The organism is Aeromonas caviae (assembly GCF_000819785.1).
Classification (GTDB): domain Bacteria; phylum Pseudomonadota; class Gammaproteobacteria; order Enterobacterales; family Aeromonadaceae; genus Aeromonas; species Aeromonas caviae.
This window is the reverse complement of record NZ_CDBK01000069.1, coordinates 21,459-36,638: the sequence shown is the minus strand read 5'-3', so window position 1 is coordinate 36,638 and position 15,180 is coordinate 21,459. Positions and strand designations below refer to the sequence as shown.

Annotated in this window: 12 protein-coding genes; 7 read left to right on the top strand and 5 right to left on the bottom strand. The window is 61.5% G+C overall.

Annotated features, from left to right (window positions below; all coding sequences use genetic code 11):
• The first annotated feature begins 8 nt into the window (after nt 1-8).
• Nucleotides 9-1,370 carry a tRNA uridine-5-carboxymethylaminomethyl(34) synthesis GTPase MnmE gene (mnmE, locus tag BN1120_RS11055; RefSeq protein WP_010672278.1) on the top strand — a complete coding sequence of 454 codons (1,362 nt, stop codon included), beginning with the start codon at nt 9-11 and terminating at the stop codon, nt 1,368-1,370.
• Between the two features lie 70 nt (nt 1,371-1,440).
• Here mnmE and fhuB read toward each other — a convergent pair whose 3' ends face one another.
• The 5 genes from fhuB to BN1120_RS11030 are packed head-to-tail and all read right to left on the bottom strand — an operon-like array spanning nt 1,441 to nt 8,971.
• On the bottom strand, nt 1,441-3,423 hold the full coding sequence (gene fhuB, locus BN1120_RS11050) for a Fe(3+)-hydroxamate ABC transporter permease FhuB (protein WP_042016132.1): 1,983 nt from the start codon (nt 3,421-3,423) through the stop codon (nt 1,441-1,443).
• Nucleotides 3,420-4,313 carry an ABC transporter substrate-binding protein gene (locus BN1120_RS11045; RefSeq protein ID WP_042016193.1) on the bottom strand — a complete coding sequence of 298 codons (894 nt, stop codon included), beginning with the start codon at nt 4,311-4,313 and terminating at the stop codon, nt 3,420-3,422. Before BN1120_RS11045 ends, fhuB begins: the two co-directional genes overlap by 4 nt.
• A 31-nt stretch (nt 4,314-4,344) precedes the next feature.
• Complete coding sequence (locus tag BN1120_RS11040; protein ID WP_010672275.1) at nt 4,345-5,109, bottom strand: ATP-binding cassette domain-containing protein; 765 nt, start codon at nt 5,107-5,109, stop codon at nt 4,345-4,347.
• A gap of 46 nt (nt 5,110-5,155) precedes the next feature.
• Entirely contained in the window at nt 5,156-6,802 is a 1,647-nt protein-coding gene (locus tag BN1120_RS11035; protein ID WP_042016130.1) for a multidrug ABC transporter permease/ATP-binding protein, read from the bottom strand.
• Between the two features lie 60 nt (nt 6,803-6,862).
• Complete coding sequence (locus BN1120_RS11030) at nt 6,863-8,971, bottom strand: TonB-dependent siderophore receptor (RefSeq protein WP_042016129.1); 2,109 nt, start codon at nt 8,969-8,971, stop codon at nt 6,863-6,865.
• Nucleotides 8,972-9,342: 371 nt separating this feature from the next.
• On the opposite strand from BN1120_RS11030, the gene mioC reads away from it, so the two are divergent.
• The 6 genes from mioC (at nt 9,343) to BN1120_RS11000 (ending at nt 15,174) form a co-directional block, all read left to right on the top strand.
• A complete protein-coding gene (mioC, locus tag BN1120_RS11025) occupies nt 9,343-9,792 on the top strand; it encodes an FMN-binding protein MioC (protein ID WP_042016128.1) in 450 nt (149 codons plus the stop codon).
• 508 nt (nt 9,793-10,300) lie between these two features.
• Nucleotides 10,301-12,190 (top strand): tRNA uridine-5-carboxymethylaminomethyl(34) synthesis enzyme MnmG, encoded by a 1,890-nt coding sequence (mnmG, locus tag BN1120_RS11020; RefSeq protein WP_042016126.1) that lies wholly within the window; start codon nt 10,301-10,303, stop codon nt 12,188-12,190.
• A 20-nt stretch (nt 12,191-12,210) separates the two neighbouring features.
• Nucleotides 12,211-12,837, top strand: coding sequence for a 16S rRNA (guanine(527)-N(7))-methyltransferase RsmG (rsmG, locus tag BN1120_RS11015; protein ID WP_042016192.1), 627 nt, complete (start codon nt 12,211-12,213; stop codon nt 12,835-12,837).
• Nucleotides 12,838-12,864: 27 nt separating this feature from the next.
• Entirely contained in the window at nt 12,865-13,668 is an 804-nt protein-coding gene (locus BN1120_RS11010) for a ParA family protein (RefSeq protein WP_042016124.1), read from the top strand.
• Nucleotides 13,665-14,573 (top strand): ParB/RepB/Spo0J family partition protein, encoded by a 909-nt coding sequence (locus BN1120_RS11005; protein ID WP_010672268.1) that lies wholly within the window; start codon nt 13,665-13,667, stop codon nt 14,571-14,573. The genes BN1120_RS11010 and BN1120_RS11005 overlap by 4 nt, the downstream gene beginning before the upstream one ends.
• 190 nt (nt 14,574-14,763) lie before the next feature.
• Entirely contained in the window at nt 14,764-15,174 is a 411-nt protein-coding gene (locus tag BN1120_RS11000) for an ATP synthase subunit I (protein ID WP_010672267.1), read from the top strand.
• The last annotated feature ends 6 nt before the right edge of the window (nt 15,175-15,180 follow it).

Here is a 15,180-nt window from a genome sequence, read left to right as displayed (position 1 = left end):
CAAGCAAGATGACAACAGATACCATCGTGGCCCAGGCCACCGCCCCCGGCCGTGGCGGCGTCGGCATAGTCCGCGTCTCCGGCCCTGCCGCCGAGCGGGTCGCCGAGATAGTGCTCGGCAAGCTCCCCAGGGTGCGTTATGCCGAATATCTGCCGTTCAGGGACGAGCAGGGCCAGGCGCTGGATCAGGGCATCGCCCTGCTGTTCAAGGCCCCCAACAGCTTCACCGGCGAAGACGTGCTGGAGCTGCAGGGCCATGGCGGCCCCGTCATTCTCGACATGCTGATCCGCCGCATCCTGCAGATCGACGGCATCCGCCCCGCCCGCCCGGGCGAGTTCAGCGAGCGCGCCTTCCTCAACGACAAGCTGGATCTGGCCCAGGCCGAGGCCATCGCCGATCTCATCGAAGCCTCCAGCGAGCAGGCCGCCCGCAGCGCCATGCACTCCCTCCAGGGGCAGTTCTCCGGCAAGGTTCAGCAGTTGGTGGAGAGCCTCACCCGGCTGCGCATCTATGTGGAAGCGGCCATCGACTTCCCGGATGAAGAGATCGACTTTCTCTCCGACGGCAAGGTGGCGGGTGACCTCTACGCCATCATGTCCGAGCTGGACGACGTGCGCGGCGAGGCCAAGCAGGGTGCCCTGCTGCGAGAGGGGATGAAGGTGGTGATCGCCGGTCGTCCCAACGCCGGCAAATCGAGCCTGCTCAACGCCCTCGCAGGCCGCGAGTCCGCCATCGTCACCGAGATCGCCGGTACCACCCGCGACGTGCTGCGCGAGCACATCCATCTGGATGGCATGCCGCTGCACATCATCGACACCGCGGGCCTGCGCGATACCCAGGACAAGGTGGAACAGATCGGCATCGAGCGTGCCTGGGCCGAGATCGAACAGGCCGACCGGGTGCTGTTCATGGTGGACGGCACCACCACGGATGCCGTCGATCCCCACGATATCTGGCCGGAATTCGTTGATCGGTTGCCAAAAAACATCGGCCTCACCGTGGTGCGCAACAAGGCGGACCTGACCGGCGAGGATCTGGCACCGAGCCAGGAGCAGGGCCACGCCGTCTATCGCATCTCCGCCAAGACCGAGCTGGGGCTGCCCGCACTGCGCGAGCACCTCAAGGCCTGCATGGGATTCCAAGGCAACACCGAAGGGGGCTTCATGGCCCGCCGCCGCCACCTGGACGCACTGGAGCGTGCCGCCGAACGGCTGCTGGTAGCCAGGGAGCAGCTTGAGGTCTATGTGGCTGGCGAACTGGTAGCCGAGGAGCTGCGCCTGGCCCAGGAGTCCCTGTCCGAGATCACCGGCGAGTTCAGCTCCGACGATCTGCTGGGCCGCATCTTCTCCAGCTTCTGCATCGGCAAGTAAGCCCGCTGAGCAGGCAATGAAAAGCCCGGGTTCATCCCGGGCTTTTTTTGTGCGCTTTTCATCCACCAACCTAGAGGCGGCGCAGGCACCACATGAAGTAAGCCCCCCCTAACAGGGTGGAGACCAGACCGACGGGCACCTCCTGGGGAAAGAGGATTTGCTGGCCGATCCAGTCCGCCGACACCATCAGCAAAGCACCACAGCCTGCGGCGCCGAGCAGGTGCCAGCGCGCCCTCACCAGCCCCATCAATCTGGCCAGGTGCGGCGCCAGCAGACCGGCAAAGGAGAGCGGGCCTATCACCATGGTGGCACTGGCGGTGAGCACGGCCACCAGCAGCAGGATGGTGAGCTGGGCACGGCCGAGATGGATCCCCAGAGCCGTCGCTACCGCCGGCCCCATGGGCATGAAATCGAGCCAACGGCTCACCAGCAAGCAGGCTGCCAGCATCAGCACCGCCAGCACCACCAGGGCAAGGGCCACCGGCTGGGTGACGTAATAGGTGGAGCCGGACATCCAGGAGAGCAGTTGCTGCACCCGCAGGTCGCCGTTGGCCAGGGCGATGGCCTGCAACGGCTCGAACAGCGCCGTGATGGCGATGCCAGACAGCAGTATCCGCTCCGGCTGGAAGCCGTTGCGCCTGTTGATAAGCACCAGCAGCAACAGGCAGGCGAAGGCGCCCACCAGCCCCCCTAGCAGCATCATGGGCAGCGGCAAGGCGGGCAGCAACAGGGCCGCCGCAATCACCCCCATGAAGGTGCCACCGCTTACCCCCAGCAGTTCGGGGCTCGCCATGGGGTTGTTGCTGACTCGCTGCAACAGGGTGCCTGCCAGCGCCAGCAACACGCCTGCGGCACCCGCTGCCAGCGTGCGCGGCAAGCGCCACTCCAGCTGGGCCTGCCACCGCAGCCAGCTCGGCCAGCCCCAGCCGCCCATCCCCTGCCCAAACAACAGGGAGGCGATCACCGCCGCAGCCAGCCCCAACACCATCAGGCCGACAAGGCGAGTCGGCGCCGGATGGCGGGCCAACTGCAGGGAGGAGTTTGCCTTAGGCGCACTCTGCTTGATACCAAGACGCGGGATAAGCCAGAGCAGCAGCGGCGCCCCCAACAGGGCCGTCATGGCGCCGGTCGGGATCAGCACAGGCCAGAACCGGCTCAGGGTCTGCAGCAGCAGATCGGTGGCCGCCAGCAACAGGGCGCCGAGGATGGGTGCCCACAGCAGCCGCTGGGCCAGTTTTCTGACCCCCAGCAGCCGCACCATGGCGGGCGCCGCCAGCCCGATAAAACCGATCAGCCCCACCACGCTCACCACGCAGGCGGTGACGAACACGGCGAGACCCAGACCAGCCAGGCGCAGATGCTTGAGGGAGACCCCCAGGCTGCGTGCGCTGGCATCGTCCAGCTCCAGCACTGCCAGCGGGCGCACCAGCACCACCGCCAGCATCGCGGCCAGCAGCAACCGTGGCAGCAGATAGCCGACGCCGCTCCAGCTGTTCTGGGCCAGAGATCCGCTCCCCCACACCAGCAACCCTTTGAGCTCCTCCTGGAAGAACAGCAGCAATCCCATGCTGATGGCGGCCAGATAGAGGTTGATCACCAGCCCAGCAAAGACGATGACCACGGGATTGAGCTGGCGGCGCCAGGCCAGGGCGAAGACCAGCCCCATGGCCAGGCTTCCCCCGGCCATGGCGATCCACTCCCGCCCGATCAGCAGCCAGGAGGGGGCGAGCAGGGTCACCATCATCAGCGCCAGCTGGGCGCCGGAAGCCACCCCCAGGGTGGTGGGCGAGGCCAGGGGATTGCGCAGCACCTGCTGCATCAGGGTACCGGCGAGCCCGAGGGCGGCACCGGCCAGCAGGCAGATGGCAAGGCGCGGCAGCCAGCTGAAATGAACCACCGCCTGGCGGGCATCGTTCAGCTCGGGGGAGAACAGGGCCTGCCACCAGAGCGCCCCCGGCAGTTGACGCGCCAGCTCGGCGCAGGCCAGTCCCAGTGTCAGCACCAACAGGCAGAGACCCGGGCGCAGCAGGGGCGAAGAAAGAGAAGAGCTCATTGATTTGATCCCCCGGTTGCTCTGTGGACAGCCTGCTCCCGCAAGGCACCGTCCAGCAGGGTGGCGAAGCGGCGGGCCGCCAATATGCCACCAAAACTCCATGTCGCAGGCAGATGGATCACCGGATTGTTCTGTACCAGCGGGAGATGCTGCCACAATCCAGGCTCCTGAAGTTTTTCACCAACTCCTACGGGCACGGGGTCCACCACCACCAGCCTGGCCTCCGACATCCCGAGAAACTGCTCCAGGCTCGCGACCGAGAATCCCCAGGCATTGGTCTCTCCCTGCCAGGCGTTGCGAAGGCCGAGGCGCTGCATCACTGCCTCGAACAGGCTGCCACGGCCAAACACCCGCACATGGCGCTCATCAATGAATTGCACCACCAGCAAGGGGGGCAGATCGGCGGGCTGCGCCGCCTGCATCTGTGCCAGATCCAGCTCCAGCGCGGCGAGCTGGCGTTCGGCCTCGGTCTCTTTGTTGACCAGGGCGGCTATGGTCAGGGTCGCTTCCCGCAGTCGCAGCCACAGATCGGTGCCCGGTTCATACAGGGCGATGGAGTGCACCGGCGCGATGCGGGAGAGGGTCGGCGCCAGGGGGGCCGCCAGCGGCGAGATGAGAACAAGATCCGGTTTGAGCTCCGCCAACAGTTCCCGGTTGGGCTGGGCACGCAGCCCTATATCGATCACCCCGGCAGGAAGCTGGGGTTCACCGACCCAGGCGCGATAGGGGGCCACATCCCCCACCGCCATCGGGGTGACCCCCAGAGCCAGCAGGGTCTCGGCTATGGTCCAGTCCACGGTGGCGATGCGGGGCGTGGCGCTGGTGGCGGTGACAAGCTGCCCGGCCTCCCCTGCCAGGGGCAGCAGCAGACTGAGCAGACAGGGCGCCATCTTCAATAAACGGTTCAAGAGCGGCCCCCGGTCAGACGATGGCGATGGCGTGGTCATGGGCCGGATGGCGAATGACCTCCATGGGGATGCCATAGATGGCGTTCAGGGTCTCCCCTGTCATGATCTGTTCGGGCTCTCCGTGGGTCAGCAGACGGCCGGAGTGCAGCGCCACCAGCCGATCGCAGAAGCGGGAGGCCATGTTGATGTCGTGAATGACGATGATGACCCCGAGGTTGAGCTGGCGGCTGAGCTGCTTGACGAGCGTGAGCACCTCCACCTGATGGGCCACGTCCAGGGCGGCCAGCGGCTCGTCCAACAGGATGAAACGGCTCTCCTGAGCCAGCAGCATGGCGAGCCAGACTCGCCCCCGCTCACCGCCGGAGAGGGTATCCACCAGCCGATCGGCAAAGCGTTCGGTGTGGGTCAGGGCGATGGCCCGCTCCACCTGACGGTGATCTTCCGCTCCCATCCGGCCCAGCAGGCCGCGCCAGGGGTAGCGCCCCATCTCCACCAGTTCGCGGCCGAGCAGGTTTTCGGCACTCGGCAGGTGCTGGGGCAGATAGGCCACCTGACGGGCAAACTCCCGGTTGCCCCAGGCAGACAACGGCTGGTCATCGAACAGGATCTCCCCGCCGCTGTGGGGTTGCTGGCGCGCCAGCAGCTTGATCAGGGTCGATTTGCCCGACCCGTTGTGGCCGATGAGGCCATAGACCCGACCTTGCTCGAAGCGAAGGCTGGTGGGGTGCAGCAGCGTGCGGTCATTGACCGCGAAGCTGGCGGATTTCATCTCGAACATAAGCAATTCCTGTGCTGGCTTGCTGCCAGTCTCATCGGTGCCAGCATCAGGCTGGCACCTTGCCATCCAGATGGGCGACCGCATCCCGGCTCACCTGCTCGCGCTGCTCGCCGGTCAGTTCGGTGAGGTGGCCCTGGCGCATCTCCAGCAGGCGATCGGCCTGTGAGAAGTAGTGATCGTCGTGGCTGATGGCGATCACCGTCTTGCCCATCTCCTTGAGACGCGGCAACAGCACCTGATAGAAGATGCGGCGGAACTGGGGATCCTGATCCGCGGCCCACTCGTCGAACAGCATCACCTCCCGCTGCTCTGCCAGGGCCAGCAGCAGGGCGACCCGCTTGCGCTGGCCCTGGGAGAGGTCGATATCGGCGATGAAGCCATCCTCGATGGCAAGCTTGCTGCCCATCTGCAACCGCTCAAGCCACTCGGCGACCAGCGCCTCTTTCGGCTCCGGCCCCAGCAGATGCTGGAACAGGTGGTAGTCGGTGAAGATGGCGGAGAAGAGCCCCAGATAGCCGTTGCGATCGGTGACCGGCTCCCCATCCAGCAGGATCCGGCCAGAGACCGGTTGATAGAGCCCGGTCAGCAGCATGGCCAGGGTCGACTTGCCGGAGCCATTGCCACCGATGAGGAATATCTGCTCCCCCCGCTCGATCACCAGATTGATGGGGCCCACGGAAAAACCGCCCTCCCCCTGGTAGTGAAAGCTCACCTGATCCAGCTCGATGCGCTGCCAGGGGCGAGGCGCAGGCGGCAGCGGAAACGCCTCGTCCGGCTCCGCCAGATTGAGTGCCGCTATCTTGTCGAACGCCACCTGGGCGGCGATCAGGGTCGGCAGGGCTCCGATACCTTGCAGCAAGGGAGTGCGCAGGAACAACAGGGTCAGGGCGAAGGTGGCGGCCACATTGGTGTTGGCCCAGCCCAGCCCGTTGGCCAGGAAGAAGACCAGGCCGATGGCACCCAGCATCATGATGTTCGACCAGTTCACCGCGCTCAGGTGGTAGGTATCGGCGCGGATGATCTGCTCCCGGTAGTCCCGGGCATTCTGCTCATAGAGCTGGTGGTAGACGAAGTGGGCACGCTCGCGGTTGAGCGCCAGCTCCTTGCTCCCGGCGATGATGGACTGGTAGTTCTGGTAGAGCCTGTCTTCGGCCTGGCGCATGTGCGCCAGGTGTCGATAGACCCGGTTCACCAGCAGCCAGCCCACCACCATGGTCACGGTGACCCAGAGGGCGGTAACACCGAGCAAGGCGGGAGAGAGCAGGCCAAGGTAGATGATGGAGCCCAGGGTGAGCACCAGGCCCTGTACCAGCTCCGGCAGGCGCACGAAGGCGATGGTGATCTGACCGATGTCGCTGGAAAGGGAGGCCAGGAGCGGCCCCTGCCCTATTTGACGCAGACGGGCGACGTCGGTATCCAGCAGTTGCTTGAGCAGGCGGCCACGCAACCGGTAGACGAAATGGTGACCCAGGGTGGTCAGGGCCAGTTGGGATCCGAGCGTGATCACCAGCAGCAGCAAGACAAGGCCGACAAGCTGACCCAGGATCGGCAGCGGATCCCCGACTGATTCGATAAGTGATTGATTGATGAAGGCAATGACGCCTATCCCGCTGACAGCACTCAGCAGGCTGAGCAGGGTAATGGCGATGAAGGGCCAACGGTATTGGCGATAAACCAGTGACAAGAGTTCCATGACAGGCCTGTAGATGAATGGAAGGAGGGCGGGAGCCTTCGCCCCCGCCCGGCCTGTCGCTTACCAGCGGTAGTTGACGGTGCCGACTATGCTGCGCGGCTCGCCGTAGTAGCAGTAGTAGTCGCAGCTCGCCACATAGGTGTCGTTCAGCAGGTTGTTGACGTTGATCTGGGCACGCCAGTTCTTGGCAAAGTCATACCCGATCATCGCATCCCATACGGTGTGTGCCGGTACCTGGGCGGAACCATAGATGGGGGTGTAGTCCGCATTCACCGCGCCGATGCCGACGCTGGAACCCACATAGCGCACGCCGGAACCCAGCTCAAGACCGGATATCGGGCCCTGCTGCACCTTGTAGTTGCCCCAGAAGGAGGCCTGGTGGCGCGGGATCAGGCTCGCACGACGATCGCCGTTGCCGGTGTCGTTGGTCTTGGCATCGGTATAGGTATAGGCAGCGGTCAGGCGCAACGCCTCGGTGGCCTGCACGCTCCCTTCCAGCTCGACCCCCTGGGAGGTCACTTCACCGGCCTGGGTCTGCTGGCCGGAGCCGGTAGAGACCAGGGAGTTGGTCTGCTCCAGATCGAACAGCGCCAGGTTGATGTAGCCATCGAGGAAGCTGGGTGCGTACTTGACCCCGGTCTCGTAGAGCTTGCCTTCCAGCGGCTTGTAGGAGTTGCCGGTGTTGGGGTCTATCCCCGGCAGCACTTCGAAGGATTCCGCATAGGCGAAGTAAGGGGAGAGACCGTTGTCGGCCAGGTACATCAGGCTGCCGGAGAGAGAGAGGTTGTCGTCGTACTGTTTCTCGTTCTTGCTCTTGGCTTCGCTGATGTTGTGGGTTTCCACGTAATCGAAACGACCGCCCGCGGTCAGCAGCCAGCGATCATCCCAGCGGATCTGGTGCTGGGCATAGAGGCCGCTCTGACCCTTGGTGCTCTTCTGATGGGTCGCGGTGGATTCATCAAAACCGGGGAAACCGCTGTAATCCGGGTTCATGGTGTTGATGGCGCCCATGCCATAGTTGTCGGCTTCCTGGCCTTCATTCACATGGCGCTGCAGATCCACCCCCAGCAGCAGGGTCTGCTCCGTGCTGTCGGTGTTCCAGTAGCCCACCATCTGGTTGTCCATGGTGGCGCTCTTGGTATCCCCATCCCGGTAGACCAGGCCGCGGTAGGCGGTGGTGCCTTCATAGGTCGGGAAGATATAGGTCTGGCGCAGCAGCAGATCGTTGTAGTTGAAGCGAACGTTCTGCTTGAACTCCCAGGTCTGGTTGAGCTGGTGGGCCAGCTCGTACCCGGCGGAGATCTGGGTATTGCGATTGCGATCGTAATCCGGCTGGCTCAGGTTGGTGGAGGGATCGATCTGGCCGCCGGAGGTATTCAGGGTGCCATAGACCGGGAAGAAGCCGTTGGTCGGCACCCCTTCATCGTGCTTGAAGCTGGAAAGCAGCGTCAGCGTGGTGCGATCCGAAATATCCAGAGTTACGCTCGGCGCCAGATAGGCGCGCTCGTTGTAGGTGCCATCCAGCACGCCGTCCCGCTCGTTGTAGAGGGCCACCAGACGATAACGGCTGTTGTCGGTAAGAAAGTCAGAGACATCCACCCCGACCTGACGCAGATCCCGGTTGCCCAGTTGCAGGTTCACCAGACCCTGCGGGGTCGCTGTCGGACGCTTGCTGATGGCGTTGATGACGCCTCCGGGAGGGGCTTCGCCATACAGAATGGAGGCCGGGCCTTTGAGCACTTCCACGCTCTCAAGGCCGAAAGGTTCCGGGGTCCAGACATAGTAACCGGTGCTGAACAGGCGGTTACCATCCAGGTAAGAAGCCGCATCGAAGCCGCGCACCTTGAACCAGTCAGCATCCGTGTCCGAACCATAGGACTGGGACAGGACGCCGGAGCGATAGCGCAGGGACTCGTCTAGCTTGAGTACGGCGTGCTGGTCCAGCTCTTCGCGATTGACCACGGAAACGGCACGGGGGGTCTCTGCCATGGGGACCTCGACCTTCATGGCGGTCCCGGTCACGACCATGGTTTCGCCCGCCTTGGGCAACTCTTTATCCGCCTGTTCCGCCGCCAACACGGGCAGGGACGCCAGCAGACAGGAGAGCGGCAGCAGCTGTGCGCCTCTCTTTCGCATCACGGCATTCGGGGTATTTTTTTGCGCAATCATATAAGTGTCTCAAATATCAATAAGTTATGTTTGATTTCTTATTATGGGTGCCCAATTGGACCGGTCAGCCCGGCGCCTCAGGCGAATAAAGCAGCGCCATGCTACTACAGGTGCCGTGATCGAATCGATTCAATAATTGCTAATCATTTGCATCTGCATTGTTAATTGATGTTTTAAAGTGTCGTTTGACAACGAAAGGTGCGATGAGGTCGCAACAGGCGGAAAGAAGGCAGCGTGACGGCCACGAGACCAGTTTTGGCAGCAAAAAAGTGGGCAGGATCCTTATCCCCAAGCTTTATCCATATTTATCCACATGCTTTGGCGGTAAGATCCCCGCTCTTCACTTTTTCGATGACATCAGGATCCATTCCATGGCCAAACTCAACCTCGTCGTCGGCTCCATGCTGGGGGCCTCCGAATATGTCGCAGATCATGTGGTCGGCCTGCTTGAACAGGCGGGCCACCAGGCGGAGATCCACAACCCCGCCAGCCTGTCCAGGATCCTGACCGAACCAGAAGCGATCGTGCTGGTGGTCACTTCCACCCATGGTGCGGGGGATGTACCCGACAATCTGCAGCCCTTTGCCCGGGATCTTGCCGAACAGCAGCCGGATCTCGCCGCCTTCAAGTACGGAGTGATCGCCCTGGGGGATCGCAGTTATGACACCTTCTGCCAGGGCGGCAAGACGCTGGATCGGCTGCTGGCCGGGTGCGGTGCCAGCCGATTGGGGGATCTCCTGGAAATAGACGTGACCCAGCACGAGATCCCCGAAGATGCCGCAGAAACCTGGATCCACGACTGGATGACCTTGATCGGTTGATCAGGGCCAGGGAGATCCGGTCACGACCCCCGATCTCCCTGGTTATCCCCAGATCCCTATCCACCAGGTTATTAACAGGGGGATCCGGATAAGTTTTTCCCGATTGTTCCCCACATAAGCCAAGATAACTGTGCATAACTTCGGTGCCAAGCTCTGCAAAACCTATAGTTATTCATGTATTAGATCTTGCCGACCATGTCTCTGTGTATAAAAACCCATGTTATCCCCCCGTTCGCCCCCTCTGGATCCAAGCTTTTCCACAAGCAGCGATCGACCTTAACCGAATGATCTTTATGATCAAAAATGCCTTATCAACAGAAGTCGCGGATCCTAATAAAAGATCCAATAAAAGATCGATCTAAAGATCCTTAAGATCTATTTAACCGATCCCTGATCCATACTGATCCTGAAGTAGACGTTCCCCTCCGGATGCTAAACAGATAGAATGATCCGCCCTTCAGACCAGGCAAACAAAGATCTTCAGGCGTGCAGATCAAGGTGATCCCCAATGCAATACCATGAACAATTTGATGTGATCGTCGTCGGTGGCGGTCATGCAGGAACCGAAGCAGCAACAGCGGCAGCCCGTATGGGTCTCAATACCCTGTTGCTCACCCACAACATAGATACGCTGGGGCATATGTCCTGCAATCCGGCGATCGGCGGGATCGGCAAGGGACACCTGGTCAAGGAAGTCGACGCCCTTGGCGGGATCATGGCGCAGGCCATCGATCTCGGCGGGATCCAGTTCCGCACGCTCAACTCTTCCAAGGGCCCTGCGGTGCGGGCTACTCGTGCCCAGGCGGATCGCCTGCTGTACAAGGCTGTGGTGCGTCAGACCCTGGAGAACTACCCGAACCTGAAGATCTTCCAGCAGGCCTGTGACGATCTGGTCATGGACGGGGATCGCGTCGCCGGGGTCGTTACCCAGAGCGGGATCCGCATCAGCGGCAAGACGGTCGTACTGACCGTTGGCACTTTCCTCAATGGTCTGATCCACATCGGCATGGAGAACTACAAAGGGGGCCGCGCCGGGGATCCTCCCTCGATTGCCCTCGCCCAGCGCCTGCGTGAAATGCCGCTGCGCATCGATCGCCTCAAAACGGGCACGCCACCACGCATCGATGCACGCACCGTCGATTTTTCCGTGATGCAGCAGCAACATGGTGACGATCCTCGCCCGGTCTTCTCCTTCATCGGCAACGCCAGCCAGCATCCGCGCCAGATGCCTTGCTACGTGACCCATACCAATGAGCAGACCCACGAGGTGATCCGCAACAACCTGGATCGCAGCCCCATGTACGCCGGGGTGATCGAGGGGATAGGCCCGCGCTACTGCCCGTCGATCGAGGACAAGATCACCCGCTTTGCCGACAAGACGGCGCACCAGATCTTTGTGGAACCGGAAGGCCTGACCACCCACGAGCTCTACCCGAACGGGATCTCCACCAGCCTGCCGTTCGACGTGCAGGTGCAGATCGTCCGCTCGATCCGTGGCTTCGAGAATGCCCATATCACTCGCCCTGGCTACGCCATCGAGTACGATTTCTTCGATCCGCGGGATCTCAAGGCCAATATGGAGAGCAAGTGCATCGAGAACCTCTTCTTCGCCGGCCAGATCAACGGCACCACCGGCTATGAAGAGGCCGCTGCCCAGGGCTTGATGGCCGGTCTGAACGCGGGCTTGCGCGCCCAGGGCAAGGAAGCCTGGCACCCACGCCGGGATCAGGCCTACATGGGCGTGATGATGGACGATCTCTCCACACTGGGGACCCGCGAACCCTATCGCATGTTCACCAGCCGTGCCGAATATCGCCTGCTGCTGCGGGAAGACAACGCGGATCTGCGCCTGACCGCCATCGGCCGCGAGCTGGGTCTGGTGGACGATCATCGCTGGAGCCTGTTCAATGCCAAGGTGGAACAGGTGGAGCAGGAACGTCAGCGCATGCGCTCGACCTGGATCCATCCACAGCATCCATCTCTGGAGGCCGTCAACGCCCTGGTCAACACTCCCCTGACCCGGGAGCAGAGCCTGGAAGAGCTGTTGCGTCGCCCCGAGGTGACCTACGATGCCCTGATGGCCATCGAGGGTGTGGGGCCTGCATTGACCAATGCGGCTGCCGCGGATCAGGTGGAGATCCAGATCAAGTACGCCGGTTATATCGAGCGTCAGCACGACGAGGTGGAGAAACAGCTGCGCAACGAAAACACCCTGCTGCCGTTGGATATGAACTACCGCGACGTGAACGGTCTCTCCAACGAGGTGATCGCCAAGCTCAACGATGCCAAGCCAGAGACCATTGGTCAGGCGTCCCGCATCTCCGGCATCACCCCTGCCGCCATCTCCATCTTGCTGGTGCACCTGAAGAAACACGGCCTGCTGCGTAAAACCGCCTGAGGAATTCCCCGTTGGACAACATGCTGCAAAGATTGAACGGCCTGCTCATGCAGGCCGGAATTGTTATCACCGAAACCCAGAAGACCCAGTTGGTGCAGTTGGTCGAGTTGCTGCACAAGTGGAACAAGGCTTACAATCTCACCTCGGTGCGAGATCCGGACGCCATGCTGGTCAAGCATATCCTCGACAGCCTGGTGGTGAGTCCTCACCTGCACGGTGAACGCTTCATCGATGTGGGAACGGGTCCGGGTCTGCCCGGACTGCCGCTGGCCATCATCAATCCGGACAAACAGTTCGTGCTGCTCGACAGCCTGGGCAAGCGGATCAACTTCATCCGCCAGGTGATCCTGGAGCTGGGGTTGACCAATGTGACCCCCGTCAAATCCCGGGTGGAGGAGTATCAACCCGAGACCGGATTTGATGGTGTACTGAGCCGGGCTTTCGCCTCCCTGGAGGACATGCTGAGCTGGTGTCATCATCTGCCGTCACCCGAGGGCATCTTCCTGGCGCTCAAGGGACAATACCCCGAGCAGGAGCTGGCACAGTTGCCTGACAGCATTCGTCTGGTTGCCACCCACAAGCTGGTGGTGCCGGAACTGGAAGGCGAACGCCATCTGCTGGAGTTTAAAGCCATCCAGCCCGAATAGGGCCGCCGCATTCATTTAGGGGACAGTGTGGGAAAAGTCATTGCCATAGCCAACCAGAAGGGTGGAGTGGGTAAAACCACCACCTGTGTGAATCTGGCCGCCTCCATGGCCGCTACCCGGCGCAAGGTGCTGGTGATCGATCTGGATCCGCAGGGCAATGCCACCATGGGCAGTGGCGTCGACAAGTACGATGTCGAGCGCACCGCCTATGAACTGCTGATCGAAGATGCCCCCATCGGCGAGGTGATCATCCCCGAAACCTCGGGAGGCTATCACCTGATTGCCGCCAATGCCGACGTGACCGCGGCAGAAATCCGCCTGATGGAGTTTTTTGCCCGCGAGATCCGCCTGCGCAACGCCCTGGCCTCGGTCAGGGACAAGTACGACTACGTCTTCATCGACTGCCCGCCTTCTCTCAACATGCTGACGGTGAACGCCATGGCCGCCGCCGACTCCGTGCTGGTGCCCATGCAGTGCGAATACTATGCGCTGGAAGGGCTGACCGCCCTGGTGGACACCATCAGCAAGCTGGCAGCCGTGGTCAATCCGGAGCTGAAGATTGAAGGGGTGCTGCGCACCATGTTCGATCATCGCAACCGGCTGGCCAATGATGTGTCCGATCAGCTGAAACAGCATTTCGGGGACAAGGTCTATCGCACCATCATTCCCCGCAACGTAAGACTGGCGGAGGCGCCGAGCTTTGGCGCGCCAGCCATGCACTATGACAAATCATCGGTGGGGGCCAAGGCCTATCTGGCCCTGGCTGGCGAGATCCTGCGCCGCCAGGAACAGGAGTCCCAGCCGTTCACCGCAGATCGAGAGAGCATATGACGCCGAAGAAACGTGGGCTGGGCAAGGGGCTGGACGCCCTGCTCAGCACCAGCACGGCCGCCCGCCAGAAACAGGTGATGAGCGACCAGCGCACCGAACAGGCCATGGCCCCGACCAATCAGGGGGAATTGCGTAAGCTGCCGGTGGAGTGGTTGCAGTCCGGCAAATACCAACCGCGTAAGGATATGTCCCAGGATGCGCTGGAGGAGCTGGCCAACTCCATCCGTGCACAAGGGGTGATCCAGCCCATCGTGGTTCGCTCCATCGGTGAAAACCGTTTCGAAATCATTGCTGGTGAACGCCGCTGGCGTGCCTCCCAGCTGGCCCGTCTCGAAGTGGTGCCCTGCCTGGTCAAGGATGTCGCCGACGAGGCGGCCGTCGCCATCGCACTTATCGAGAACATCCAGCGTGAAGATCTCAACGCCATCGAGGAGGCCGTCGCCCTCCAGCGCCTGCTGACGGAGTTCGAACTGACTCACCAGCAGGTTGCCGAGGCGGTAGGCAAGTCCCGCACCACTGTCACCAACCTGCTGCGTCTCAACCAGCTCAACGAGGACGTGAAGCGCTTCGTGGAGCACGGCGACCTCGACATGGGGCATGCCCGTGCCCTGCTGGCCCTGAGCGGCCAGGCCCAGTCAGAGCTGGCCAAACTGGTGGCCCAGAAGGGGCTGACAGTGCGAGATACCGAGAAGCTGGTGCAAAAAGCACTGGAACCGGCAAAAACCAGGGTTGAACCCGTCCGCGATCCGCAGTTTGGTTATCTCGAGCGCCAGATTTCTGAAAAAATTGGCAATCAGGTGCAACTTCAGCCGGGCAAGAAAGATAGCGGCAAGTTAGTAATAAGTTACGATAACTTGGCAGATTTGGACCGGGTATTGGGCTATTTTGGCCTGTCAGAATCGTGATTTTTACGCTTTTTGTAGTAATAAAACATCCATTACTTTCGATATGAACATAACCTTAATTTCGCGCGGAAAGCCGCAAAAATTAAGGATTTTTGCCATGTTGCAATAGCTGTCTTCACGGGTATAATTTGACCGGCTTTTCGAGCTGTGAACCTGGGGTCTTCGGATCCCGATTTTTTACAGTTCTGTAATGTTCAGGGGTAGGTTGGTGAAGCAGAAAATAGCCTTGGAAGGTTTGACGCTGGCCTTGGCTATGCTCGTTTGTCAGCTGGTCCTGATCCTGGCGATCGCCACCGTCTGGTTTTATCAGGCGGGAGAGTTCGCCGGACAATCCTCTCTCTACGGAGGGGGGATGTACTGGGTTCCTCAAGCCCTGTTCACGCTCTGGGTTCTGCGCCGCAAGGTGACGAAAGAGAGCGTAGGCCTGGTTTTGCGGGACTTTTATGGTGGGGCAGGGATTAAGCTCATTACTACAACAGGACTTTTCGCCCTGCTGTTTGGCGCCGGGATTGAGGTCGACACCGCCTCGTTCTTCGCCACTTATATCCTCGCCCTCGTTGTACAGTGGATAGTTTCATTCACGCTTAACAACCACTATTAGGAAAAC